At 66.9% G+C, this 25,099-nt stretch carries 26 protein-coding genes; 17 read left to right on the top strand and 9 right to left on the bottom strand.

What is annotated here, in order from left to right; all coding sequences use genetic code 11:
• Positions 1-6 precede the first annotated feature (6 nt).
• Genes xdhC through AB0B55_RS25050 form a run of 5 tightly spaced genes read left to right on the top strand, consistent with a single transcriptional unit; the run spans position 7 to position 3,381 of the window.
• Positions 7-831, top strand: coding sequence for a xanthine dehydrogenase accessory protein XdhC (gene xdhC / locus AB0B55_RS25030; protein WP_357128417.1), 825 nt, complete (start codon positions 7-9; stop codon positions 829-831).
• Positions 828-2,255 carry a guanine deaminase gene (locus tag AB0B55_RS25035; RefSeq protein ID WP_357128414.1) on the top strand — a complete coding sequence of 476 codons (1,428 nt, stop codon included), beginning with the start codon at positions 828-830 and terminating at the stop codon, positions 2,253-2,255. Before xdhC ends, AB0B55_RS25035 begins: the two co-directional genes overlap by 4 nt.
• A complete protein-coding gene (gene uraD, locus AB0B55_RS25040; protein ID WP_281593052.1) occupies positions 2,252-2,761 on the top strand; it encodes a 2-oxo-4-hydroxy-4-carboxy-5-ureidoimidazoline decarboxylase in 510 nt (169 codons plus the stop codon). Before AB0B55_RS25035 ends, uraD begins: the two co-directional genes overlap by 4 nt.
• Positions 2,761-3,087, top strand: coding sequence for a hydroxyisourate hydrolase (uraH, locus tag AB0B55_RS25045; RefSeq protein WP_281593054.1), 327 nt, complete (start codon positions 2,761-2,763; stop codon positions 3,085-3,087). The genes uraD and uraH overlap by 1 nt, the downstream gene beginning before the upstream one ends.
• A gap of 18 nt (positions 3,088-3,105) precedes the next feature.
• Positions 3,106-3,381 carry a hypothetical protein gene (locus tag AB0B55_RS25050; RefSeq protein WP_357174189.1) on the top strand — a complete coding sequence of 92 codons (276 nt, stop codon included), beginning with the start codon at positions 3,106-3,108 and terminating at the stop codon, positions 3,379-3,381.
• Between the two features lie 952 nt (positions 3,382-4,333).
• Here AB0B55_RS25050 and AB0B55_RS25055 read toward each other — a convergent pair.
• Positions 4,334-7,105, bottom strand: a complete 2,772-nt coding sequence (locus tag AB0B55_RS25055; protein ID WP_357128410.1) for a DUF4365 domain-containing protein — start codon at positions 7,103-7,105, stop codon at positions 4,334-4,336.
• A 641-nt stretch (positions 7,106-7,746) separates the two neighbouring features.
• Here AB0B55_RS25055 and AB0B55_RS25060 point away from each other — a divergent pair.
• Together AB0B55_RS25060 and AB0B55_RS25065 are read left to right on the top strand one after the other, a co-directional pair.
• Positions 7,747-8,103 (top strand): DddA-like double-stranded DNA deaminase toxin, encoded by a 357-nt coding sequence (locus AB0B55_RS25060; protein WP_357128404.1) that lies wholly within the window; start codon positions 7,747-7,749, stop codon positions 8,101-8,103.
• Positions 8,100-8,513 (top strand): Imm1 family immunity protein, encoded by a 414-nt coding sequence (locus AB0B55_RS25065; protein ID WP_357174193.1) that lies wholly within the window; start codon positions 8,100-8,102, stop codon positions 8,511-8,513. The genes AB0B55_RS25060 and AB0B55_RS25065 overlap by 4 nt, the downstream gene beginning before the upstream one ends.
• 131 nt (positions 8,514-8,644) lie before the next feature.
• Here the strand turns inward: AB0B55_RS25065 and AB0B55_RS25070 are convergent, their stop codons facing one another.
• Both AB0B55_RS25070 and AB0B55_RS25075 read right to left on the bottom strand, forming a co-directional pair.
• Positions 8,645-9,712: a site-specific integrase gene (locus tag AB0B55_RS25070; RefSeq protein WP_357128398.1), complete on the bottom strand. Its 1,068-nt coding sequence runs from the start codon at positions 9,710-9,712 to the stop codon at positions 8,645-8,647.
• On the bottom strand, positions 9,702-10,103 hold the full coding sequence (locus AB0B55_RS25075; protein ID WP_357128395.1) for a hypothetical protein: 402 nt from the start codon (positions 10,101-10,103) through the stop codon (positions 9,702-9,704). Before AB0B55_RS25075 ends, AB0B55_RS25070 begins: the two co-directional genes overlap by 11 nt.
• A 170-nt stretch (positions 10,104-10,273) precedes the next feature.
• Here AB0B55_RS25075 and AB0B55_RS25080 point away from each other — a divergent pair, with 170 nt between their 5' ends.
• Together AB0B55_RS25080 and AB0B55_RS25085 are read left to right on the top strand one after the other, a co-directional pair.
• Positions 10,274-11,125 carry a hypothetical protein gene (locus tag AB0B55_RS25080; RefSeq protein WP_357174196.1) on the top strand — a complete coding sequence of 284 codons (852 nt, stop codon included), beginning with the start codon at positions 10,274-10,276 and terminating at the stop codon, positions 11,123-11,125.
• A 175-nt stretch (positions 11,126-11,300) separates the two neighbouring features.
• On the top strand, positions 11,301-11,936 hold the full coding sequence (locus tag AB0B55_RS25085; protein WP_357128389.1) for a hypothetical protein: 636 nt from the start codon (positions 11,301-11,303) through the stop codon (positions 11,934-11,936).
• Positions 11,937-12,458: 522 nt separating this feature from the next.
• On the opposite strand, the gene AB0B55_RS25090 is transcribed toward AB0B55_RS25085, so the two are convergent.
• The 3 genes from AB0B55_RS25090 to AB0B55_RS25100 all read right to left on the bottom strand — a co-directional run bounded on the left by AB0B55_RS25090 (position 12,459) and on the right by AB0B55_RS25100 (position 14,576).
• A complete protein-coding gene (locus tag AB0B55_RS25090) occupies positions 12,459-13,835 on the bottom strand; it encodes a caspase family protein (RefSeq protein WP_357174200.1) in 1,377 nt (458 codons plus the stop codon).
• Positions 13,832-14,143, bottom strand: coding sequence for a hypothetical protein (locus AB0B55_RS25095; RefSeq protein WP_357174203.1), 312 nt, complete (start codon positions 14,141-14,143; stop codon positions 13,832-13,834). The genes AB0B55_RS25090 and AB0B55_RS25095 overlap by 4 nt, the downstream gene beginning before the upstream one ends.
• Positions 14,144-14,453: 310 nt before the next feature.
• Complete coding sequence (locus tag AB0B55_RS25100) at positions 14,454-14,576, bottom strand: hypothetical protein (protein ID WP_357128380.1); 123 nt, start codon at positions 14,574-14,576, stop codon at positions 14,454-14,456.
• Between the two features lie 395 nt (positions 14,577-14,971).
• Here AB0B55_RS25100 and AB0B55_RS25105 point away from each other — a divergent pair, with 395 nt between their 5' ends.
• A complete protein-coding gene (locus AB0B55_RS25105; protein ID WP_357174206.1) occupies positions 14,972-16,087 on the top strand; it encodes a hypothetical protein in 1,116 nt (371 codons plus the stop codon).
• Between the two features lie 56 nt (positions 16,088-16,143).
• Here the strand turns inward: AB0B55_RS25105 and AB0B55_RS25110 are convergent, their stop codons facing one another.
• Complete coding sequence (locus tag AB0B55_RS25110) at positions 16,144-17,319, bottom strand: zinc-dependent alcohol dehydrogenase (protein WP_357128374.1); 1,176 nt, start codon at positions 17,317-17,319, stop codon at positions 16,144-16,146.
• An 86-nt stretch (positions 17,320-17,405) separates the two neighbouring features.
• Here AB0B55_RS25110 and AB0B55_RS25115 point away from each other — a divergent pair, with 86 nt between their 5' ends.
• On the top strand, positions 17,406-17,855 hold the full coding sequence (locus tag AB0B55_RS25115) for a hypothetical protein (RefSeq protein ID WP_357128371.1): 450 nt from the start codon (positions 17,406-17,408) through the stop codon (positions 17,853-17,855).
• A 114-nt stretch (positions 17,856-17,969) separates the two neighbouring features.
• On the opposite strand, the gene AB0B55_RS25120 is transcribed toward AB0B55_RS25115, so the two are convergent.
• Positions 17,970-18,812 carry an aldo/keto reductase gene (locus AB0B55_RS25120; protein ID WP_357128369.1) on the bottom strand — a complete coding sequence of 281 codons (843 nt, stop codon included), beginning with the start codon at positions 18,810-18,812 and terminating at the stop codon, positions 17,970-17,972.
• 235 nt (positions 18,813-19,047) lie between these two features.
• On the opposite strand from AB0B55_RS25120, the gene AB0B55_RS25125 reads away from it, so the two are divergent.
• From AB0B55_RS25125 to AB0B55_RS25150, 6 genes are all read left to right on the top strand, one after another.
• Complete coding sequence (locus tag AB0B55_RS25125) at positions 19,048-19,629, top strand: type 1 glutamine amidotransferase domain-containing protein (protein WP_357128367.1); 582 nt, start codon at positions 19,048-19,050, stop codon at positions 19,627-19,629.
• 417 nt (positions 19,630-20,046) lie between these two features.
• Entirely contained in the window at positions 20,047-20,967 is a 921-nt protein-coding gene (locus tag AB0B55_RS25130; RefSeq protein WP_357174209.1) for an SRPBCC family protein, read from the top strand.
• Positions 20,964-22,139, top strand: coding sequence for a zinc-dependent alcohol dehydrogenase (locus tag AB0B55_RS25135; protein WP_357174212.1), 1,176 nt, complete (start codon positions 20,964-20,966; stop codon positions 22,137-22,139). Before AB0B55_RS25130 ends, AB0B55_RS25135 begins: the two co-directional genes overlap by 4 nt.
• A gap of 195 nt (positions 22,140-22,334) precedes the next feature.
• The gene (locus AB0B55_RS25140) at positions 22,335-22,964 is read left to right on the top strand and encodes a TMEM175 family protein (protein ID WP_357128358.1); all 630 of its coding nucleotides are present in this window, start codon (positions 22,335-22,337) and stop codon (positions 22,962-22,964) included.
• 100 nt (positions 22,965-23,064) lie between these two features.
• Positions 23,065-23,445 (top strand): DUF2267 domain-containing protein, encoded by a 381-nt coding sequence (locus tag AB0B55_RS25145; RefSeq protein WP_357128355.1) that lies wholly within the window; start codon positions 23,065-23,067, stop codon positions 23,443-23,445.
• A gap of 38 nt (positions 23,446-23,483) precedes the next feature.
• Positions 23,484-24,332: a hypothetical protein gene (locus AB0B55_RS25150; protein ID WP_357128352.1), complete on the top strand. Its 849-nt coding sequence runs from the start codon at positions 23,484-23,486 to the stop codon at positions 24,330-24,332.
• A gap of 62 nt (positions 24,333-24,394) precedes the next feature.
• On the opposite strand, the gene AB0B55_RS25155 is transcribed toward AB0B55_RS25150, so the two are convergent.
• On the bottom strand, positions 24,395-25,051 hold the full coding sequence (locus AB0B55_RS25155) for a DUF1345 domain-containing protein (protein ID WP_279516686.1): 657 nt from the start codon (positions 25,049-25,051) through the stop codon (positions 24,395-24,397).
• Positions 25,052-25,099 lie beyond the last annotated feature (48 nt).

A 25,099-nucleotide genomic window follows, 5' to 3' on the forward strand; every position in this document is an offset into this window, starting at 1 on the left:
GCAGCGGTGGCGCACCTGCGCAGCGTCCGTGAGCCCGGTGTACTCGTCACGCTCGTGACGGTCCGCGGCCATGCCCCTCGCGCGGCCGGCGCGAAGCTCGTGGTGAGCGAAACGCAGACGTGGGGCTCGATCGGCGGCGGCAAGCTGGAAGCGGTCGCGATCGACCGGGCCCGTACGCTGCTGGCCGCAGGCGGCCCGACGCCCGAGCTGTTCACGCTCGCGCTGTCCGACAAAGCGCCCTACGAGCACGGGGTGCAGTGCTGCGGAGGGACCGTCACGGTGTTGCTCGAATCGCTACCCGTGGCGCCGGTGGTGGCTGTCTTCGGCGTAGGGCACGTGGGCCTGGAGCTGGCTCGTGTCCTGGCTCGGCATGATATCGACCTACATCTCATCGACACCCGCCCGGAGCAGCTCACCGAGGACCGGTTGGCGGTCTTCTCCGATGCGGTGGCCCGGGTGCACGTCCACCGGGTGGCAGTGCTGCCGGAGACCGTGCTCGGCGAGCTGCCCACAGGCACCTACGCGTTGATCATGACGCACGACCATGCGGAGGACCTCTCCCTCTGCGACGCGATGCTGCGCGGCGGTGAATTCGGCACCATCGGCCTCATCGGTTCGGCGGGCAAGTGGGCCCGGTTCCGCACCGAACTCGCCGCACAGGGCCACGACGCCACGGCCATCGCCCGCATCACCACGCCCATCGGGCTCGCCGACATCCACGGCAAGGAGCCCGCGACGATCGCCGTCAGCGTCGCCGCCGATCTCCTGGGCAGGATGGAACATCACCAGGCGATGGCCGACGACCGCGCTCCCTCGGCGGCCCGGCCATGACCCTCTACCGCGCTCAGGTCGTCGACACTCCCGACGACCCGTTCCGCGGCGGCGCGCTCCGCTGTGACGGCGATGCGGGGCTGCTCGTCGAGGACGGGCGGATCGTCGAGCGGGATGCCTTTGCCACGCTGCGCTCCCGACACCCGGAGGCACAGCTGGTCGAGCTCTCCGATGGAGTCCTGCTACCCGGCCTGGTGGACGCCCATGTGCACTTCCCGCAGGTCCGCGTCATCGGTGCGCTCGGGATGCCGTTGCTGGAATGGTTGGAACGCTGCGCGCTGCCCGAGGAGGCACGGATCGCCGAGATCGACTACGCGCGCGTGCTAGCCGGCGAGTTCGTCTCGGCCCTCACCTCGGCAGGCACGACCACCGCTCTGGTTTTCGGCTCGCACTTCGCGCCGGCGGTGGACGCACTGTTCCAGGCGGCCGCGGGGCACGGCCTACGGATCACCAGCGGCCTGGTCGTCGGTGACCGGATGCTGCGGCCGGAGCTGCACACGTCCGCAGAGCGCAGTTACGACGAAGGCCGCGAGCTGGCACGGCGCTGGCACGGCGTCGGACGCAGTCGGTACGCGGTGACCCCCCGGTTCGCGTTGTCGTGCAGCGACGAACTGCTCGCGTCATGCGGGGAGTTGCACCGGGATGTGGTGGGCAGCTGGTTCACGTCGCACCTGAACGAGAACCTCGACGAGGTCGCCACGGTCCGGCGACTGTCCGGCACCACCAACTACCTGGACTGCTACGACCGGCACGGACTGGTCGGCCGACAGAGCGTCTTCGCACACAACGTGCATTCGACTGACACCGAGCTGACCCGGCTGGCCGAGGCCCAGGCCAGCGTGGCGCACTGCCCGACGAGCAACGCGGCGCTGGGCAGCGGCATGTTCCCCCTCAACCGCCACCTCGCCCACGGCGTCCTTGTGGCACTCGGCTGCGACGTGGGTGCGGGCACCGGCTTCTCGCTTCTCAAAGAAGGGCTGCAGACGTACCTCCTGCAACGTTTGCGCGGCGCGGACGGCGTGCCACTCACTGCTGCCCATCTGTTGCACATGGCCACGGCGGCGGGGGCACAGGCCCTGGGCCTGCGGGACCAAATCGGCGACCTGAGCGCCGGCAGGCGGTTCGACGCGATCTGGATACGACCCCGTCCGGGCACGGTCCTGGAGATTGGCATACGCCACTCGAACGGACCAGAGGATGCACTTGCGAAGGTATTTGCGCTGGCCACGGCGGACGACCTGGGGCAGGTGTGGATAGACGGAGCACCGGTCAGGGCCAAAGCCATCGACGCTCGCACCCTACGCCCTCGCCCCGTCGGCAACCTGACCATTTTTGCGGCGAACAAGGCAGCCCAGCGCACCGACAGCGACGAGCGGACGCGTCATCGCAGTCGAGCCGGCACCGACGGTGGCGTGAGCCGATGACGACCTGGAGTCTGGATCGGTTAAACACCGCGCCCGAAGACGAGCGCCTCCGGTCGGCCCTACGCCGGTGCTGCTCGGCAGAGGCATGGGTGACCGAGGTCATCGTCGGGCGGCCCTACGCCAATGAGGACGAGCTCTGTGCGGCCTCCGACGCCGGCACCGCCATGCTCGACGAGGCCGGCTTTGCCGAGGCGTTGGCCGGTCACCCACAGATCGGCAAGCCAACGAGCGGCAGCGGTGGACAGTGGTCGCGGCGAGAGCAGGCAGGAGTCGGCACCGCGGACGAGGAGCTGCTGACGAGTCTCGGCCAGGCCAACGCGGCCTACGAAGAGCGCTTCGGGCACCTGTACCTGGTTTACGCGAACGGACGATCAGCGGCGGAGCTGCTCGCCATCTGCCGCTCCCGGTTAGCGAACGACCCGGCGACCGAGCGCCGGGTAGCGCTCACAGACCTGGCCGCGATCAACCGCCTCCGGCTGGGCAAACTCCTGCGATCGGAGGGCTGATGAGTCTCTCGACTCACGTATTGGACATCACCACCGGCCTCCCCGCGCCGGAACTCGCGGTCGTCGTCGAGCGCTGTCATGGCGACGCGTGGCAGCACCTCGCCCGGGCTTGTACCGACGCCGACGGGCGCGTCCGCGAGCTGTACGCACCCCAAGCGGGCGTACACCGACTCCGGTTCGACACTGGGCGGTACTTCGTCGATCGCGGCGTCCATACCTTCTACCCCGAGATCGTGGTCACCTTCCAGGTCGTCAACAAAGGGGCGCACCATCACGTACCACTGCTGCTCGGGCCGTTCGGCTACTCGACCTACCGGGGGAGCTGATGGGCGCGGATGGTCGTCATGAACGACACCTACAACTCAGGAGGTTCCGTGGGCTTCACGACTACTCCGGTGCGATCGTTCTGGCTGACATGGCCAGCAGGAATAATTGCTGCGATCAGCTGGGCCCTCGGCCACTTCACACGAGTTGCGACCTTTGATCTCGCGTTCGTCGCGGGTCTGTCGTGGATGCTCGGCGTGCTCCTAAGCGACGGCGCAAGTCGCTACCTCGTCGCGGGCGACGAGCGTCCTCGCGGCGACACCGACCCTCAGCCGGAGACCGAGCAGTCACCCTGAGCGATCTGGCAGCGCCTGCGGCGGCCGCCCAACAAGTGCCTGTGGGTGGCACCAAGTAGCACGTTGCTCGGCGTGACGCAGCGGACGGCACCCGCACGACCTCGTGAAGCTGTACGCCCGCGAACAGCGGGTCTTGCCGCCTCGATGAGGTAGCTGTGCTCCTCGAGGGCTTCGGGTCGTGGCGCGTAGGCGAGATGGGCGAGACCAGCGATGGTGGCCATGTCGGCAGAGGCAACCCAGGCGCCGGCGTTGTGGTCCTGGTTGGCGGCCGCAAATAGTGCGATCGGGATCCAGTGGCAGTGATCGGGATCTTGGCTGGTCTTGGCGAGCGCGGCGAGAAACCCAGGCAGAACGGCAACGCGCCGAGCAACGCCACCAAGCGCCAGCCGAAGAAGAACCCCGCATACCCGCTCGCCTCAACGAGGATCAGATCATCGCCATTGTCGAGGAGCTCGGAGACCTCGTGGACGCCCTGCGGGACGCCGAGCCGGAACACAAGCTGGAGGTCTACCGCAGCCTCGGGTTGCACCTGACCTACGACCCGGAATCACAAACGGTGCGGGCAAATGTCGATCTTGCCACGCACCGTTGGGATTCGGTTCGTGTCCGAGGGGGGAGCTGAACACATATTTAGAGCATCCACGCTTAGCGTGGGTGTTCATGCATTCAACTTACCAGCTCACGGGACTGAAACAAGCATCCCGCCCAACTCCTTCATAGGGCGGCCCTTGACAGTGCTGTGAACTCTCCGCAAGGAGTCGAACCGCACGACGGGCTTGGTGAATTGTAGTCCAATCAGCAGGATCCTTCCGTCATCGTGTCCGGCCGGCCCGGCCAACGCCGGCCGGATCACCAGCAGGCCGAAGCGGGGCCGCTGCGGCTCGCTTGCAGGCCGCGTTGCTCAATAGGGAGAGAAATTGAGCAACGTCACGCCGCAAAAACATGCTGCGGCCTAGGCGTCGGTGATGCCAGCGAAGGCGACACGCACCTGAGCTGAGATGTGGGTTCGGAGCGGCCGGAGTTCTTCGAAGCCTGCCAGCTGCGGATGTTTGGCCGCGGCGGCCGCCACAGCCTGTGCGACCAGCACTCCACAGTCCTCGATGAGGGACGGAAGTTGTGTCCGCGCAACTGCGTCTCCTGCGGCAGCTCTCTCGGCAATCACGCGCCCTGCGGTTGCCCGCACTCGCGGCTCCGCATCGCCCGACAGGGTGATGAGAACGCCCATGCTCAGCTCGTCACAGGTGCCGTGTGCAAGCAGTGCAGCGGCGCTACGATCGTCGACGTTGCCGCGGGCCAACCTGGAGAGGTGTCCGACCGAGGGCTCTCCCGTGCCATGTTGAAGCGTGGCCTGGAGTCGTCGTGCGAAAGGGCGAGGGTCGGGGCCTGGGATTAGGCTAGGACGTTGGTCCGGGCTGTCTGCAATGGCTTTGGCTAGCAAGGCGAGTTCGGCCGCGACTTCCGGGGCCAAGTCAGTGGCCTTGTTCGCCAATAGGTCGAGGGTGCCAGCGAGATATTTTCCCCAGCGGACTGAGGCCAGTAGGCGATAAATGATGTCCCAGTTGGCGCATTCGGGGTGCCACAGGTTTAGAAGCGTGATGGTTCGGCCGAGGTCAGGGCCGCCGCCGGATAACCGGCCCTGCGCGGCGTCCTTGATTCGGGTTTCGAGGCTGCTGCTAGTGCTTTCGACCAGCGACCTTACAAGCTCAGCATCAAGCTCTCGGACGTCTCCCAGCGCGGCGAGCGCCTCCAGCGATCCTTCGTGCGCCTCTGTCTTCAGACGATCGCGAACCTCAGGCACGTGTAACGCGGCCGCTCCTAAAAGTGGGTAGGTAAGCTCCCAATTGTCGCCTCCTGCTCGGTCGACTGCGCGCTGTGCACGCTCCGGCGTCCACACCGTCGCGGGGAGGCGTCCGACCAACGACGCCAGGCGGTTGGCGATGCTCTGGTCGAACTGGACTGGAAGATTAAGGACGAAATCGACCATATCGTTTCGGACGGTATCGCCGATGGCATGAATAAGGGAGGTCATCAGGTCGACCAACATGGGACGAAGGACAAAGGTGGGACGGGTGCGGTTCACGTACCCGTCAGAGTCAAGGAAGGTGCGTTGAGCCCACCCGGCCAACTCTTCTGCCCGATCCCGCGGTAGCAGGTCCCCAGCCTCGATCAGCAGACGGATGTCCGCCTGCGCCGAAGTGTGCGTAGATCTTCCCGGTTTGACTTCAAGGGCAGCAGCCCGGGCAGCCGTCGCAGGACCATCGATGACGACGCGTCGGGCTGCAAGCCGGAGCCCCTTATGCTCGCCGCACCGACGCAGAGTGGTCAGCGCCCCCGCCACGACATCTGCGTCCATGCCGTGGTTACGGTGGGTCAACATATGAATGGCCAGTTTCCTGGTCGTGTGACACCAGGCGCTGTGCTGACCCAACAGGCCTGCGAGCAGGGATGCCGATCGCAAGTACCGCCAAGCTTCGTCTCCCCCGCCCAAAGTGACGGCATTGTCGCGGCCCCACGCTCGGAAAAGCTGCTCGGCCTGTTCTGACAGTCCCCAACTGCTGACCTGCTGACGCCACCACGAGGCAGTGGTGTCCGAGGCTGTGATGGTGGCCTGGAGGTCGTTGGCGTTCCAGTCGGAGACAGTAAACACGGTCTCGGCAGCGGCGCCGCCAATCGCTGCTGCGGTGACGTCTCCCGGTGCCCGTCGCGCGACCCTGACAAGACCCAGAGCTTCGTCGCGGGCCTCCTGGCGACGGCCAAGTTCGCCAAGGGCCCTGACGTGTTGGAGCTGAACCCAAGCTTGGTCAACCACGTCCAACTCATCGCGACCAATGAGGACGTCGAGCGCGTCGAGGGCGTCTTCCGCGCGCCCGTCCTCAAGCAGCGCCGCTGCGTATGCCACTGTCGCTGCGGCCTGCTCATGCGGCGGCCGGGTGGTGTCCACGAGCGCTTTGAGGACGTCGGGATCTCCTGACTTGATGAAGTTCGACATGCCGGCCGCGAGCTTCCAATCCCATCCGGCATCCGAGCCCAGGGCGTCAAGGTCCGGCAGGGACGCATGTTCGTCACGCAGCCTGGAGACGTCCCAGAGCCTGACCTGAACGAACATGGCGACCACCTGCACGGCGGTCGGTGGGAGCGTGACGCCACGATTCGGATGCGGTGCGATGAGCCGGGGCACGAGCAAGGCATGACGCAGCTGATGGTTCGGTGACAGTTCGGCACCGGCCCAGGCTGACCCCTCCCAGTTCACGCCGGACGCGTTGCTGGCTGCGACCTCGAGCAGCTTGTCAGCGTTTGCCGCGTCGACGGTGTTGGCAGCCGGAACGAATACCTTCGCGCCCTTATCGGTGTAGGTGACGGATTCGTTCGTGATATGGGCCCAGTAGGAGGCACGCGTCTCAATATTGTGAAGGACAATGAGGTGGGGCAGCTGATGGGTGAGCCAGGCGTCGAAGTGGTCGCGCCGCGACTCACGGAACCACCAGCCGGTGACATTGCCATTCTCGCCGCGGACCTCCTCTTCGAAGAAGGTCGGGCCGCCTTTGACTTGGGCGCCAACTACCATGCCGAGATCGACGAGCCGGTGGTCCCGCGCCATCAGGAACAAGTCCGTGCCTAGGTCATGCTTCGAGTTCTCTGCCACGCCCCAGCCGATGCGCTCGAAGTTGGCTGCGACTTCGTTCGCGCCGATGCCGCCCTTCTGCTCCTGAATCGATGCCCGCATGCTGCTATTCAACCCCGAGCGCTGGCACAGAACGCAGAGGCGCGAGTGCGATCTGGTCATCAGGCTCGGCGCAAGCGGTCGGCGCCGGGCACCTGGCACCTGGCACCGACTAAGTCGACCTCGAGGGTGATGTTGTGTTCCGTCTCGTCGCCGGTCAGACCGGAGTCAGAACTTTCCTGGTCTAGCACATGCACCTACGGGTCTCGATGTTCTGGGACAGTGATTGGGTGAGTGCGGCAGAGTTGATCAGACGGCTTCTTCAGGCCAAGGCGCATCTTGACCGGGCTCGGGAACTGATACGAGCTGCCGGCTCCGAGCTTCACCAAGCGCGGGCGTTGATCCAAGCCGGGTTGCAGGGCGCCGCTGATCAGAGCGCTGCCGGCAGCGGTGGACCGCAGCTCACAACAGCTCGATGGAGCGGGCATAACGGTTGGTGAGTCAGCGGGCAAGGTTGAGGAGATCCTCACGCGGGTGCGTGGGCTGGGCGGCCTGGGAAACTGACTGCGGGTGGCGGCGGGATCCGTCGACCACCCGCACCTGCTGACCCGCCGCAGGCGGTCCTTCGGGCGGCCGCGAGTCTGGCCCGTCGCAGCGAACCACAGGACAAGACCGAGGCCTTCCTGCTCGCCGACGGGGCGATCATGAGCGATCCTGACTTCTCCGCGGAGCCAGACGGTCGGCTGCGCAGCCGGCAGATCCGGATGGGCAGGCTTCCCGCCGCCGGGGTGGGACTCAAGCCGCCGTTGGCTCAGGCCATCGTGATGGACCACGCCGAGGCGCAGGCCGCGGCCGTGCTGCGCCGTCCGGGCAGCCCGTCAGAGGCCACGCTCGTGCTCAATCACACCCCGTGCGACGATCCGGTCAGACCTCTGGTCTGCGAGAAGATCCTCGCCACGATCCTGCCGCACGGAACACGCCTGACGGTGTTCCTCACCGACGGCGACCGCACGTGGCTTCATAAGCTGTACGTCGGAACAGGAGAAGGGATCCGGCGATGAGCATCGACATCACCTGGGGGCGCGGCGACGGCGCCGCGTCGGTCAGCACCGTCGCCGAACTCGACGTCACACTGGACACGATCAGTCGCGCCCACAGCGCACAGCTGCCCTACTGCGTCACCCTCATCGCTCCCGGCGGCGGCGAGTTTCCCGTCATGCTCGACATCTGCGTCGGGCACCCCGATCGGTCGTTCGTCTATCACGTCGCTGCCGACGGCAGCAGCGCTTGGGGATACCAGCCAGACCTCGAACCCGGGCCCGCGTTCACCTTCGACTACGCCGGCACGCCCACCGACGCCTGGCCTGAACGCACCCGCGTCACCAACGCGACCGCCCGGCAAGCGGCACGACAGTTCCTCACCAGCGGCGGGCAACGAACCGCCGCGCTGGCCTGGGAAACCGCCGAATAGCTTCGAGCGTGGCCACGGCTCACAGGGCAGATGCCGCGACCACGGTAGGGCGTCAGTCGCGGGGCCGTGCCGCGTGCGGTGCACCCCGGAGCTGCCGACGTCCCGGGAGCACCGCACGCGGCCCCCATCCCTTACTCGGTCGCGGGTGAGACGGCGCCGCTCGCCTGCGACCACCCGTCGACGTGATCCGTCAGACGGGCCAGCGGATGGGGCTGGCCGGTCATGGCTGACAGCGCGCTGGCCACGTCGTGCAGATCAGCCTTGATGTAGGTGGTGGTGGAAGATCCGGGGCTGTCGGTGTGACCGGCGTAGGCGCGGGCGATGCCGTAGCCGAAGTGCCGTTCCACCCAGGTGAGCGTGGTGTGGCGCAGCCAGTGGGTGGATACGCCGTGCACAGCGACCCACGGCAGGCGCTCACCGAGGCGTTTCCACAGGTGGTCGTAGCGGCGGCTCGTAATCGGTTGGCCCGCACGGTTGCGCAGCAGTGGGTCGGCGAGCAGGACCGCGCCGCGGGCGCGGGCGTGCTCGTGCAGGTGCTCGGCGAGGTCGAGGGTGATCGGTTGCCACCGGATGGTGGCGCCTTTCTCGCTGAGGCGGACGAGTCCGTTGGTGTCCAGGTCGACCAGGCGCAACGCGAGGGCTCCGCCGCGGCGGCAGGCGGTTTCGGTGTGCAGGCGCAGGAGCAGTGCATCGAGGATGACATCGTTGCCGCTGGTACGAGCCTCGATATTGATTTCATCCAGCTCGTGTGGGGTCAAGGCGCGGCGCGTGCTGGGCAGGCGGCGGGGTTTCGCGACCCGGTGGGCGGGGCTGGCGGAGGCGTCGATCAGACCGTCGGCGATGGCCCGGGTGTAGAAAGCGCGCGCGGCGGCGACGACATGCTCGCCAGCATGCCGGCCGCTGCGGCTGTTGCGCCGCGACACCGCGCTGGCCATCATCCGTTGTTTCAAGGCCTCGATATCGCTGGCGGCAATGCTGTCCAACGGTCGGTCGGGCCAGGCGGCGGCCATTCGCTCCCAGTAGGTGCCGTACGTGCGGCGCGCTCCAGGCCCGGCTGCAGCAAGAACGCGCGGCAGGTACTCCGCAACCGTGGGTAGGGCGGCCCGAGCGCAAGGGTGGGCTTGGAGGTCGGCCACGGTGACGCCCAGGTGAGCCAAGACCTGGTATGCGGCGGCGACAGCAGACGGGTCAGCGGTCACTGTCGCCTCCTGCCAACTGGCGGTGCAGGTCGGTGAGGAGGCGGGCGACGGTGCCGACGGGATGAACGACGAGCAAGTCATGCGTGATGAAGGCGGCCAGGAGCACAGGCTGGCCGGGCTCGATCCGGCACAAGTGTCGGGCGCTCGCCGGCAGGGGCAGTTCGCCTCGGCTGCCCACCTGGTACCGGTCGTCCTGCGCGGAGGTGATGACGACCATGCCTAGGCGCAGCTGGATGTCGAGGTGATGTCCCGGCGACCAGCCGATCGAGTGCAGGAGGTGCTGCGCAGTCACCCGGCCACAGCGAGTGGGGAGAGCCATCCACAGCAGCAGCCCCGAGGCGTCGATGATTGCCGGCGGGCAAACGCGGGCGGGTAGCGCTGGCAGCGGCATCGGGCGTGGGCTCGGCCGCGCGGGCGAGGTAGCAGGGATGAGCGGACGAACGAGTTGCTCAAGGGCGTGGGTAGGTCGTGTCATGACGACACAACGTCGCGACTGCCGACACACCTACGGCCTGCACGCAGGGGCTTGGATCGGCGATTGGCGCCTGCGACGATGAGTTGGTGTTGCTCTACGTCGATGCCACTGCCGCGTACCGCGACGACGAAAGGTGGGGCTTCCACCTGGCTAACGAGATGGCCCGACGGCTCCGGGTCTCCTTCGGCGCGGACGAGGTGACGCGGATGCTGGAGCGAGCCGCGCTGTTTGCTCCTCCTGAGGGACCGCACTTCGTGTACGAGGAGAATGTGCGGCTCTTCGCGGGACGACGAGGGCGAGGTCCCCTGCATGTCGCCTGGGACACGAATCTGTTGATCGATTACTTCACGTATGGGCATCGGCTCTGGACGGGCGACAGCGTCGTTGGTCTTGTGTCCGGCGAGGATTACGCGACAGACCTGGAATCGCTGCAACTTATTCTTGCCCTGTGGGCGGTTCGAGACATCCGCTTCATCATACTCGCGGCGTCCGTCGACGATGCGAAGAAGACCCTGTCCCAGGAGCGTCGTGTGCACCGGCTGCTTGCCTTCGAGGAGTTCACCGCCGCGCTACGTCTTCTGGGATGGGGGGAACCGGAGGAGCGCCCCTCCCGCGAAGGGCTGCTGATCCTGCCCGAGCGAGAGATGACGCGAGCCTTGACGGCTGTTCCAGCCGGGAACGACCGCCAGCTGGTGCACGACGCGCTCCAGGTCGGTGCGAACGTGTTCTTGACGCGCGACGTCGGGATCCTCAAAGCCACGAACGCGTTGCGGCCGTTTGGTCTGCTCATCGCGACGCCCGCTGACCTGTTCGAGGAGCTGTTCGCCTGCGGGGCTTTCCATTGCTTCCTCGGTCCGCGATACCTGTACTGGCCGGCACCCGACCAGCAAAGGATCGGACATCTCATCCACGCCCTCGATCCCGACAGACGACCGTAGCGCGACCGCATCAGCGTCGACAGCCCCTCCAGGGGCCTGCTGCTGTTTGGCAGGATGCCTCGGTTACCGGTACGTCGGTCCGATACACCTTCTGACGTCAGGGGTCGCTGTCATCCCTGAAGGGCTAGACGGACCGAACGTCATCACGGCCGGGACGTCGCAGCTTCTCCTCGCCGTGGTCAGTGGAGGCAAGGCCGTTCACCTCGTACGCCGCAACAACCCGGCTGAAGCAGGCCGCGGCGCCCTGTCCGACGCGCACTTTTATCAGGCGGACAGCGACCGGGACCTGGTCGAGCGACGATACGACCTCGCTGCGCTTGAGGAACCGGGCTGGGAGCAGACGACGATGTGTGGTCGGGCCTGGTTGGTGATGGCCGGCGGTGATGATGGACCCGTCGGCCGGTACCGGAAGCCGGCGTTTGCGCCAACGTGTCGACGATGTCTGGCGTTGATGGACCGTCTGTTCCCGCCTCCTGCGGTCGATGAACGGGTGCCGGTCGTGGCGCAATTGGTCGTAGACCTGTTGCGGCAGCACGGGTATGCCGAGGTGCAAAGGGTGCCTGGCGACCAACTTTCCGGACTGCGCAAAGCCATTCAATTAATGATCAAGCAGCAGCTAGGCCAGCCGTGTCGGACGTTCGTACACGACGACCTGCTGATGGTGGTACGCGAGTCACTCGGCGACCGCGAAGCCGAACAGCAGGCTGCCGTCGAAGCAGTCGAAGCAGTGCTGCCGGGGCGAGAACAACTGCCCGCAGCCCGGCCAGGACCGGAATGGGCTGTCTCGTGGAGCGCCTGGAAGCGAGGGTGACGTACCCGTTGCACATCTCCCCTCCCCCTTGTGCCTATGCCCGATTCGCCCGTGCCCCTCATCGTGAGCATCGAGACGCGAAGGATGCTGCCCAATATTGACGTTCAGGTCCTGAGCTCTTATGGGTCAGGCGAGCCGCGTCTAGATGGGTAACATCGTCCCCGCCGGCGACGCACCGTCAATTTCGCTTGGTCGGCAGAGCAATGGTCACTAGCGTCGCGGCCATAATGGACAGGGTGTTCAACGAGCCGCGTATGACTCGATAGCGTGGAATCAGCCCGGCGGAACCACCGGTGAATTGATTCTTGGAGTGCACCCGGCCGCAGGCCGCGCAGGGGCGGCGCATCATCAACGAGATATACTCGCGGTTCCCCGACCGAAATGGGCGGCTGCACGCCGAGCTGCGGGCGCCGGACGACACGCGGCTGTACCGCGTCGCATCTTCGACCCGGGAAGTCCTCGCCGATGTGCTCACCCCCATTGGCGGAACCGAGATAGATTTGGCGGTCATGGCTTAGATTTTTACTTGCGACGGTTGATGTAGAGAACTCTACCGCTCGCCAGGACCGCGCCACCAGAAAGCAGATTCGCCGTGACGGCGGTTCCGACACTGTGGTCGTCCCAGCTGTCGGTTACGGTCGCGGCTATCACGATGGCTTCGAGAAGCCCGGCGAGGATCCCGAGGGCCCACAGTAGGCCGCGTCCGATTGTTGCCCAAGCGCTGTTCTTGGCTGTTGATGCGCGAAGGGCGCGTGGCGGGATACCGATGGCTGTTTCGATGGCATCTCGCATCTGCTGCATCTCGGCGTTGACGGATCTGGCAAAGGAGACTGAGGCACCGTCCTCCATGGGAGGCCGTCCCGCGCCAGGTCCGAATCGGCTGATCGGTGCTGGCTGGACGCCTTTCTGGATCACCTGAAGGTAGCCATAGTGCAGGGAGGTTGCCGGCTTGAACGAGACCCCGGCGACATCGCTGACGTGTAGGCGGCGCTCGCCCTTCATGACGGGCCCGAAGCCATCCTTGCCGATGACGACGGACTGGCCATCAAACGCCGCATAGCCGAGGACACCTCGCGCTCGAAGGACAGGCGCGGCGGCTCTGCCCGTCGGGGGTGATACCTGGGCGGGTATTCGCACCGGCTGTCCCAGCGGCTCAGCAACCACCATCGTCCCCTCGCCCATTCCAAGCTTGCGTGGGCGTTGGGGCGACGGCCCGTTCACGACGTGGTGGTAGACGTACTCGTACAGTTCATCGACAGTGATCCGACCGTCGCGGTTCAGGTCCGCGGCGCCGGTGGCGACGCCAGCTACAACGGCTTCTGTGAAGTAGGAGGTGCGCGCCGTGGGTGATTCGACGTCTTCGAAACTAGCCTCATGCTCACCCGACGCGGTAAGTACCGCGACCCCGCTGCCCTGAGGTAAGCCTCGGACAAGCACGTCAACGTCGGGTTCGCCGCTGGACCGGGCCTGCATGCCCGTGATGAAACTCCCGCTGAAGCAACAGTCAACAAGGATGAGCGTGGACTTTGAGCGGCTGTCATAGACTCGGTCGCGCACCCACTCGGCGCCCACCGCAGTAGCACTCAGGTATCGCTTCTCAGTGTCAGTGAACGCGAAGTACAACTTACCCTGCCTGTCCTGAAGCCCGTGCGTGGAGAAGTAGATCAAGTTCAGGGCATCATCAACCCGGGCTTCAAGCAGGAATGCTTCGACGGCACGCTGCGCCGCACGGGTGGTGCAGTCAACGTCAGCAAACACCTGCGCGTACCCCGCCTCGTACAGCATGCGGCTCATGTCCTCGACGTCGCGACGAGGCGATCTGAGCTGTGCCAGCGACGAGTCGGTGAACGTCCCGCAACCGATCAACAGCGCCCTACGCTGGCGGGTCACCTCTGTCATGACCCGCTGTTCATCCGGTTCAGGTAAGCGGCGACGAGTTCGTCGCGCTGCGCCTTCGACACACGCCCCTTGAACCGACGGCCGTCGATCTCAATCTCGACGTCGGCCGGCTGCCGGCTCAGCCACGACGCGATGACGCCCATCAGACTCTCGACCACTATCGGCGCCAGCGTCACCGCCAACGCACCACCCGCGACCGCGATCCCAGACTTAGCCCCGGCCGGTGCATCCCCAGCCGCAGCCCACTCGGCGCCGGCTACGTCCGTGGTGAGAACCTCTCGTCGAAGCCCAGCGGTCAGGCCCTTCACACCATCTGCGTCCAACTCCGAGCAGCCCACTCGCACAGACATCCGAATCTGATTCATTAAATACCAATCCCGCCGGCGTGTCGGGGCCGGACGACCGCGGTCCCGTGGCCTGCGGCGCATACGCCCTCTACTCACCGGCGAAAGGTCTGGCCCCACACGCAGCTCGGGCTACGTGTTCCTGGAGCACGCTGTCGGAGCCAATACTCGATGCAGGATACGCGGCATCCCACCGCAGACGCGCTTCCTGTCGTCGGCCCGCCGTGATGACCGGTGGCCGTCCGCTGTTCACAGCGCTGCGACGGAGAATCGCTCAGACGGGGACGATCATTGGCGTGCCGACGATCGGGACGGGTACGACGAGGCAGCTCGGACCGTAGAGCTGCTTGACGAGGTCGCCGTTCACCAAGTTGACGAGGTCTCTTTCGGATCGCACCGTTGGACATTGCGATGAGGTGGTCGCAGTTCGATTTGGCGAGCCATTCGAGGGCTATATCGACGGTAGGGCTCCCTTTCCGGCCGCTTTCATGATCATCGAGCCGTACAGCTCGTTGTGCTCTGCGTCGAGGATGGCCGGGAGTGGTGGGTGATGTGGACCGGTCGGTCCGACATGGTCACCGGCCAGCAGACCGGTGTGTGGCGTGACGACCTGGCTGGCGTCCACTGCGTCGAAAGACCTTAAGCCCAGCGAATCCGCTGCACCCCTCGGGGCGGTCTTTTAGGCTGCGTGGGCGGACGGCCGTCCAGTTTCACGCAGGCGTCGCATTGCCGTGTCTGGATTGGCCGGGCATCCTCGTTCACGGCCTGCCCGGCTACCGGTAAGGAGCAGCGGTGACCCAGAGCGAGCGACATCGCCCGGAGATTGTCGTGGGACTGGTAGCAACCCCACCGGACCACCCGGCCCGAGTGGCGGGCAGAGTCACGGCGGAGCTTGCCCGGGTGCTTAGCGAGCGGGTGAGCCCGGACGTGCGGTGGACCGTCCGGGAAGGCTGGGGGGAGGTGGCGCCCCGCCGCGATGGCGGCGCGGAGGCGCTGCTCGACGATCTTGCCCGGCGGCGCACGGACGATCGATGGGACGTCGCCATCTGCCTGACCGACCTGCCGCTGCATGCTGGGCGGGCGCCTCTGGTCGCTCAGACCTCTGGTCGGCGCTACGTCGGGATGATTTCTCTGCCCGCGCTGGGACTACGCCAGATGCGCTCGGTCCGAGCAGCCGTCCCGGATTTGGTGGGCCAACTGCTGGCAGACGCCGCCGATCACCGGGTGCCGGCGGCCGAGACGACGCGGCGCCTTCCCGCTGTCCGTCGAATGATCGACGGGGCCGACGCCGGTGAGCGGCGCTACGTCGCCTCGGGGCTGATCGGCCGGGCGCGACTGTTGACCGGCATGGTTCGCGCCAACCGTCCTGGACGGGCCCTGCTTGGCCTGTCCAAGCTGTTGGTCGGCGCATTCGGCACGGCGGCGTTCGCGCTCACCACGGACACCATCTGGCAGATGGGCGATGCCCTCGGCGGACTCCGGCTCGCCGTGATCATGGTGCTCGGGTTAGGCGGGTTGGTGGCCTGGTTGATCGTTGCGCACGACCTGTGGGAGAAGCCGAGCCGCGAGACACCGGCCGAGCTGGCACGGCTGTTCAACCTGGGTACGATCCTCACCCTCAGTCTGGCCACAGCGGTGTCCTACGTGGTGCTGTTCGTGGGAACGGTGCTCGTCGGGGCGCTGCTGATCGACACGTCCGTGTTCGAACAGGTTCTGCAGCGGCCGGTGCACGCCAGTGACTATCTGACGCTCGCCTGGATCACCAGCTCACTTGCCACTGTGGGCGGCGCGATCGGCTCAGGGCTGGAAAACGAGAATACAGTGCGGGCCGCCGCATACGGCTATCATCCCCACCCCGGCGGCTGGCAGGACGAGAAGAGCAGGGAGCGGTCCAGCGGCGCGAGCTGAGCGGGGCCACGCTGCCGGGGCCGCGGTAAGCGCGACGGGTACTGGCGACGGTATCCTTAGTTGGTGGGCTGGAAGACGGCGCGCACGCATCCGTCGAGTTTCTGTTTGAACATCTCGTAGCCGCGCGGCGCCTCGTCCAACGGCATCGTGTGTGTCGCGAGATGTTCGGTGACCAGTTCGCCGCGGGCCATCCGCTCCAGCAGCATGGGAATGTAGCGCTGTCCGTGCTGCTGTGCGCCACGCAGCGTCAGCCCTTTGTTCATCACCGCACCGAGCGGAAACTTGTCGACCAGGGCGGCGAACACGCCCAGGATGAACACGCTTCCACCTTTGCGGCAGTTGTAGATCGCCTCCCGGGCGGCGATCGGTCGGTCGGACTCGATGCGCAGCTGCTGCTTGACCTGGTCGTACCAGAATTGCGGACCGCTGCTGTGCGACTCCATCCCCACTGCCTCAATGCACACGTCGGGGCCTCGGCCACCACTGCGCTCCAGCAATTCGCCGCTGACGTCCTGCTGCTCGTAGTTCAGCGTCTCGACACCGAGATGTGTCTGGGCCATCTGGAGCCGGTTGTCGAGCCGGTCGATCACGATCACCCGATCGGCACCAAGCAGCACGGACGCCCGAGCCGCCATCTGTCCTACCGCACCGGCACCCCAGACCGCCACGACATCGCCCGGCTTCACCCCGGCGAGGTCAGCGCCCATCCATCCCGTCGGCGCCGAGTCGGAGGCGAAGAGCGCGCGCTCGTCGCTCACCTCGTCCGGGACGGTGAAGGCGCCCTGGTCGGCGTAGGGGACGCGGATGAACTCGGCGTGGCTGCCGGCGAAGCCCCCGAGCGCGTGCGAGTAGCCGTAGCAGCCTCCGGGCGCGGCGCCCCAGACGTTCTCGGTGATCATCGGGTTCGTGTTCCCGTTGTCGCACAGCGAGAACTGTTGTTGCTGGCAGTACCAGCACTTGCCGCAGGAGACGAACGAGCAGACGACGACGCGGTCGCCCACTTTGTGGTTGCGGACCTGAGAGCCGACCTCGACGACATCGCCGAGGAACTCGTGCCCGAGGACGTCACCGCGTTCCATGAACGGGATGTACCCGCCGAGCAGGTGCAAATCCGAACCGCAGGTCACCGTCCGTCGGACCCGCACGATGATGTCCTGCTTGTTGCGGATCTGCGGCTCCGGCACCTGCCGCACCGCGAGTTCGTTGGCTCCCTCCCACACCAGCGCCTTCACAGCCGTCCCTCCCGTCGACCCTGTGCGGTGGCCACTCGCAGTGGTTTGTTGATCGGAGTCGGCTCGGTCGTGGGCGGATAGTCCGGATGCAGGACCTCGCTGGTTTCGATCAGCTGCTTCGACTCTCGCAGCGCAGCCCGGATGGCCTGGTCGGGATCCCGGCCGATGACCCGTCGGGCCGCGACGGCAACAGGGAGTCGGGCGCCGTCGCGCAGCCGTACGGCGATCTCGGTTCCCCGGTCACCGGGGGCCGGCCGGACCTGGACCTCGACGGCGTCGCCAAGCCCGGCAAGCGGCTCGGGGAACCGGCCGCCCGGGGCGACATCACCCGCCGGGCGGTTCACCGTCGCCACATGCCACCGCGTCCCGCGCCGCCGGCCCTGAACCCGTTGCCACTGGTCACTGCCCCGGCCAGCCCCACCGAGCAGGCGCCGGACCACCATCCCTCCGGCAATCGCGACCGCACCACCGATCAGCCATCTCATGTCCGCCCCTGTCACCTGGTCTGCTCGTTCGGCACCGTCGAAGATCGGTAACCTTCAGAGCAAACCCTTTCATAAAGGGCGAGCCCCGCAGGGGCGTTTGTGACACTCGCGGAGTTCGCGCTGGTCAGGGCACTGGCACTGCTCCCGCTGGAACGGCCACCGGCCCTACAACATCTCCAACGGTTGCGCGCCAGCAGGTGGCGGAAACGCCCTGTCGAGGGCCGCGGTGTCGTCCTCGGTCAGGTGCAGGTCGCGCGCCTCCGCGTTCTGGCGGGTGTGTTCCGACTTGGACGATCGGGGAATGGCCGCGACCATCCCCTGCCTCAGCACCCAGGCCAGTGCGACCTGAGCGGGCGTCGCCCCGTGCCGGGCGGCGACCTCTGCGACCTGGTCGTGGCCGAGTAGTCTGCCCTGCTCGATCGGGGAGTACGCCATCACCGGGATCCGGTGTTCACGGAGCCACGGCAGCAGGTCGTACTCAGGCCCGCGCCGGGTGAGGTTGTACAGGATCTGGTTGGTCGCGCAGTGGTTCCCGCCCGCTTCGAATAGCTCGGTCATGTCGGAGAGGTCGAAGTTGCTCACACCCCACTGCCCGATGTCGCCGGCGTCGATGAGTTCAGCGAACGCCTCGATCGTCTCCGCGAGTGGATGCGTGCCGCGCCAGTGCAGCAGATAGAGGTCGATGTGGTCGACGCCGAGTCGTTGCAGGCTGCGGCGGCAGGCCTGCACGGTCCCCTGCCGGCTGGCGTGTGACGGCAGCACCTTGTCGACCAGGAACACATCGCCCCGTCGTCCGACAATGGCCTCGCCGACAAGCTCCTCCGAGGCGCCGTTGCCGTACATCTCCGCAGTGTCGATCAAGCTCATGCCCAGGTCCAGGCCAGCCTGCAGGGCGGAAATCTCATCCCGTCGCCGCGCAGGGTGCTCACCCAGGTACCACGTGCCCTGGCCGAGCACGGGCATGCTCTGGCCGGACGGCAGTTCGATGGAAGCGGTAGGGAGAGTCATGTCGGCCTTTCGGGGGCCTCGGCGCCAGTGGTTCAGTGCGTTACCCGCTTCGAGCGAGGGCAGTCTCGTTGGGCGACCCATCCTCCGTCGCCCGCCGCATCGGCGGGCGCACCTATCCGTCCATCCCTGAGCGACCTTCGGTGACCTGTTTCCCGGTTCCAACACCGGGAAGGCGGCCCGCGAGCGAACGATGCGCCGTCGACGGGGCGGCGCCGCGAGGGAGAGGCCACCCGATATGGCGCAGAGCCAGCAGCCACTGACCGGCAAACGAATCGCTTGCCTCGCCGCCGACGGAGTGGAGGACGTGGAGTACACCCAGTCCCGGGCCGCCGCCGAGCAGGCGGGCGCCGAGGTCCACCTGATCTCCTTGAACTCCGGCGAGATCCAGTCGATGAACCAGGACATCGACCCGGCCAACCGCTATCGGGTGGACCGGACCGTCAACGAGGCCAACGCGGCCGACTACGACGCCCTGCTGCTGCCGGGCGGGACGGTCAACCCCGACCGGCTCCGGATGAACCCGCAAGCCATGGACTTCGTCCGGGCGTTCTTCCAGCAACAGAAGCCGGTGGCGGCGATCTGCCACGGCCCCTGGTCGTTGGTCGAGACCGGCATGGTCAGCGGCCGGACCGTCACCTCGTTCCCCAGTCTGCGCACCGACATCCGCAACGCGGGCGGGAACTGGGTGGACCAACAGGTACAGGTCGACAACAGCCTGGTCACCAGCCGCAACCCCAGTGACCTTCCGGCCTTTTGCGCCAAGATGGTCGAGGTGTTCGCCCAGGGCGAGAACGTCCGCCAGATGGCGACCGCCTGACGCGGTGAAGGGTCAAGACCCAGAGGATCAGAACCGGGCTCCTAAGCCCGCACACAGCGGCGGCGCTCTGCCGGTCGAAGCGCCGCCGCTGCGAGGCTCTTGGGCCGACGTCCGGATACGGGCGCTTGGCAGGGGTCGACGACGACCTGGACGTACCGCTGCTAGCGGTAGCGGCCCGCACGCCCTGCTGAGCCGCAGGACAGGGATCACCTCCGTGCCGCGACCGATGCGCGGATTGAGGTGATTTTCGAGGGGTATGCGGGGCCTCTGTGGGTCGGGTCCGGGACCTCTTGAGCCGGAATGGCTCGGCCGGGCTGCGACCGGATACGGAGGCGACCCGTGACTCAACTAGCAACCCGAGAGGCCGCGCAGGCCAGGCAGGAAGACGTACGACGGCGAGGGCGCCGGCTCGGCTGGATGAGTCTCGGTCTGGGGGTGGCACAGCTGGCGGCACCGGACACGGTGCGCCGGATCAGCGGGGTGGATGACTCCTCGACCTCCCGGGCCGTGGTGCCACTGGTCGGAGCACGGGAGTTGGTCCATGCGGCCGGACTACTGACGAGCCGGCGCAAGGGCATCTGGGCGTGGACCCGGGTCGTGGGCGACGCGATGGACCTCGCCTCTCTCGGGGTGGCCATCGCCCACCGTAGCGGGCACCGCCGGCGTCGCCTCGTCGGTGTCACCGGCGCCATCGTCGGGATCACGGTGGTGGACCTGCTGACCGCCGTGCAAGCCACCCGCGACACGAGGATCGGTTCGGCGCTGCCGGTACGAGGCCCACGCGAAGGAGGATCCATGGAGCTGACAGCCACGACAACCATCCGCAAACCCCCACCCACGGTCTACGCGTTCTGGCGTGACCTGGACAACCTCCCCACGTTCATGGCACACCTTGAGACGATCCGCCCCACCGGCGACCGTACGAGCCACTGGTCCGCCAGCGCGCCCTTCGGCAAGAACGTCGAGTGGGACGCGGAGATCATCGACGAGGCACCCGGGAAGAAGATCGCGTGGCGGTCCACCGGGAACGCCGACGTGCCGAACGCCGGCACGGTCCGGTTCGTACCCGCCCCGGATGGAGTCAGCACCGAGGTGCACGTCGTCATGTCGTACGACATCCCGGGGGGCGCGGTCGGCAAGGCGGTCGCCAAGTACTTCGGTGAGGAACCGCACCAGCAGCTCGACGACGACCTGCGCCGGCTCAAGCAGGTGCTGGAGACCGGGCAGGTCGTCCGATCCGAGGGCGCCCCGTGGGGCAAGCGGGCCCGCAAGGAGTTCCCGCAACGTCCGGCGCAACCGCTGTCGGACTCCGAGCTCGCGAAGGGGGCAGACGCGTGAGGGCGAACACCTGGGCAGGCCGCAACAAGGTCAAGGTCCGTGACGTACCGGACCCGAAGATCCTCAACGACCGCGACGCCATCGTACGGATCACCTCCACCGCGATCTGCGGCTCGGACCTCCACCTCCTCGATGGGTACGTGCCCACGATGCAGGACGGCGACGTCATGGGCCACGAGTTCATGGGCGAGGTGGTCGAGGTCGGCCGGGGCGTCGACCCGGGCCGGCTGCGCGTCGGGGATCGGGTCGTTGTGCCGTTCCCGATTGCCTGCGGCGCGTGCGGTGCCTGCGCCGCCGAGCTGTGGTCGTGCTGCGAGAACTCCAATCCGAACGCCGGCATCGCCGAGAAGATGTTCGGCCACCCGGTCGCCGGGATCTTCGGCTACTCGCATCTGACCGGCGGCTTTGCGGGCGGCCAGGCGCAGTACGCGCGGGTGCCGTTCGCCGACGTCGGTCCCCTGAAGATCGAGTCGGACCTCACCGACGAGCAGGTGCTGTTCCTCTCCGACATCCTGCCCACCGGCTACATGGGCGCCGAGATGTGCGACATCCAGCCCACCGACGTCGTCGCCGTGTGGGGCGCTGGTCCGGTCGGGCAGTTCGCGATGGACAGTGCCCGGGCGCTCGGCGCCGCGAAGGTCATCGCCATCGACAAAGAGCCGTACCGGCTGCAGATGGCCGAACGGGCGGGCCACACGCCGGTGAACTTCGAGGATGTGGACGTGCGGTCCCGGCTGCTGGAACTCACCGGTGGGCGGGGACCGGACAAGTGCATCGACGCGGTCGGCATGGAATCCACCCACGGTGCCGCGCACGTGCACGCCTACGACCGGATCAAGCAGGCAGTCCGCTCGGAGACCGAGCGGCCGCACGCGCTGCGGCAGGCGATCCTGTCCTGCCGCAGCGGCGGCATCGTCTCGGTCATCGGCGTGTACGGCGGCTTCCTCGACAAGTTCCCGGCCGGAGCGTGGATGAATCGCGCGCTGACGCTGCGTACCGGTCAATGCCACGTGCAGCGCTACATGAAACCGCTGCTGCAGCGCATCGAACGGGGGGAGATCGACCCGACCCGGGTCATCACCCACACCCTGCCACTCGACCAGGCAGAACGCGGCTTCGAGATCTTTAAGAACAAGCAGGACAACTGCGAAAAGGTCGTCCTCAAACCCTGACCACCACCCGCATCCGGCCACCGCGGCACGCCCGGTGGCTGGATGTGGCGTCTGTCCGCGGGCACCCATCTTTAAGGACGGCCTGCATTCGCAGCCCCGGCTCTCCATCTGTTTGCCATAGACGACCCTGGGTAGGCGCAGTCGGTGAGCGGGCCAGAGGCAGACCTAGGCACCCGGTCAGACACCAGCCGCGCGGTGGCGTTCAGCGACGCCATCTTCGCCATCATCATCACGTTGCTGGTCCTGGACCTGCGGGTGCCGGACGTTCCTCCTGGCCGCCTCCTGTCCGGCCTCCTCGAGCAGTGGCCCTCGTACGCCGCGTATCTCGCGTCCTACTCGTATGTGGCCGTCGTCTGGCTCAACCACAAGGCGGCGTTCAACCGCATCCAGCAGGTCGATCGCGGCCTGCACTGGATGAACCTTTTCGTGCTGTTCAGCACGGCGCTACTGCCGTTTCCGACCTCCGTCGTGTCGGACGCGCTGCAGAAGCACAACAACGCGGACCAGCGGGTGGCAGTCGCCTTCTACGCGCTGATCGGCGCGTTGCTGTGCGCTACCTGGCTGGCGTTCTACCACTACCTGGCAAAGAACCCGGACCTGCTCAAGAACCAGGCCAAGCGCGGCTTCTTTCCCGTCGAGCGGTTCAGAGCCCTCGCCGGGGTCGTCCTGTACGTCCTCGCGGGGTTGGTCGACTACCTGGTCGCACCGTTGATCGGCCTGGCCATCTTCATCCTCCTGCCCGTCTTCTACGCCATCACCAGCGCTGGCCTGTACCAGTCGCCCGTGACCCGACGTATCACCCACAGTCCTCCGCCACGGCCCTGAGGGCGGAGGAACCGCCGTTTCACCCCGACGGCGGCGGGCACCCGCCGCAATCCGGTTCGAGAGAGGATCCGAGGTGAACTACAGCGAGTTCATTCAGTCTGTGGCAGCACGACCCACGGTTCCGCACGAAAAGGCCGAACCGATCACCCGCGCCACGCTGGAGAGCGTGGCAAGACGGGTCACCGGTGGCCAGGCGAGGGACCTTGCCTCCCAACTCCCCCAGGAGCTACGCGGCCTGGTGTCCAGGCCCACCGAAGATCCGGATCGGTTCGGCTTCAGCAAATTCCTGGAACGGGTGCAGTCCCAGGCAGGGGTGGATCACCAGGTGGCCACCGATGGAGCGCGAGCCGTGTTGGACACCCTCCGTGAGGCTGCCAGCGCGAAGGAGTACGGGGACTTCGTCGACCAGTTGCCGCAGGAGTTCTGGCGGTCGACCGGGCCGGGGTCGGGACAGCTCCAGCCCCGCCGGATCGGCACCTAATCCCGTTCGGACGGTAGGCGAGGCCCGAGGAGTACGTGATGACCGAACCGAAGAGCCGGGACACGGGCGCACAGGAGCCGCCGACGCAACCGCGTGAGCGGGTTGATGGGCAGCGCAACGCCGGGGACGGCGCGGAATCCGCCGTTCCGAGCGAGAACCGCGGTGTCGGCGCCGGGCCGACGGATGCCGAGCCCGGCGAACGCCCCCTCGCCCCGGAGAGTGGTGCGCACGGCCTTCCTCAGCCGGCTGGCGGGCGCAGCAGCAAGACGATGTCAGACCCGGACGTCGTCCTCCAGATCCCGCAGGTCAAGGTTGAGCAGATCTACGTCGAGGTAGACGATCTGGACACCTCTGTTTCCCTGCGAGCACGGCTGGGCAGCCTGCTCCAGCTCGACGTGGGCGTTCAGGCGCATCTCGGCACGGTGAAGGTCGACATCAAGGGCGTAGAGGCCGAGGCGATGCTCGAGGTTCGCCTCGATGAGCTCCGGGGCATTCTCGACAGCGCCCTGCGTACGATCGAGCGCAACCCCCAGATCATCGAGTCGCTGGTGAAGACGGTGGACAACGCCGTCAACGAGGTCGGGCAGACGGTGCAGGAGGCGCTGGGACCCGATGGACCGCTGTCGCAGACGCTGCAGCAGGCGACCCAGCAGGTCGGCCAACAACTCGGGCAGGCCACCCAGCAGCTCGGACAGAGCACCCAACAACGTGCGCAGAGCAGCGGGACGGTGGCTGGCGGCGGCGTGGGGGGTCTCGGCGGAGTGCTGGGAGGGTCTCCGGCCCACGCCTCGTGGCAACGGATGAAGAAGATCATCAACAGTAGCCAGCCACTGAGGCAGGTCACGAGGTGGCTGGGCGGACCGCAGGGGCAACAGCCGCCGAGCTGACCGGCGCCTGCCGTGGTGGTGGCGGCAGAGCAACTGACCAGGTCACACCCACTGCCCGCAGGTCACGACTGGCCCAGATTGGTGACCAGGTTGACCGCGACGGCCAGGATGCCGGTTCCGAAGGTGTAGGAGAGCAGCGCGTGCCCGAGCGCGATCCGGCGCACCCGGTTGCTTGTCGGTTCGTTCTCGCCCGGGGCGTAGGACATGCCGACTGTGAAGGCGACGTACGCGAAGTCGGCGTACGCCGGCGGATCCTCCTGCTTGAAGTCGATGCCGCCATCGTGACGGTAGTACAGCCGGGCGTACTTCAGCGCGAAGACCGTATTCACCAGCGCCCACGCCAGGACCACCGCGACGACGCTGAGAATCACCAGCGTGACAGCCACCACGTCCTGCTGGTCCGAAGCGCGGATGAGCGCCTCGGCCACGGCGGCGAGGCTGATGGCGGACGCGATCAGGATCGCCGCGTCGGTGGACCGGGACTGCTGCTCCGCCTCGGCAAGCTGCTCGGTACGCCGTGGGTCCGCCGACCAGCACACCCGCCACACCCAGACAAGGATCGTGCCTGCCGCGATCGTCCACATCACCAGCGGCGCCAACTCCGGTGCCCCGACCAGCGCGGTGGCGGACCCTGCGACGACACCGACGGCTAACGACCACAGGGCACGCCGGACCGACAGCAGCCGTCCCCACGCCGGTCGTCCCGATTGCTGCTCCACCTACTCAGCGTTCCAGGTCGAGCGGATCATATGGGACATACCCGACGG

It is taken from the genome of Micromonospora sp. NPDC049107 (assembly GCF_040648595.1).
Taxonomy (GTDB): Bacteria; Actinomycetota; Actinomycetes; order Mycobacteriales; family Micromonosporaceae; genus Micromonospora.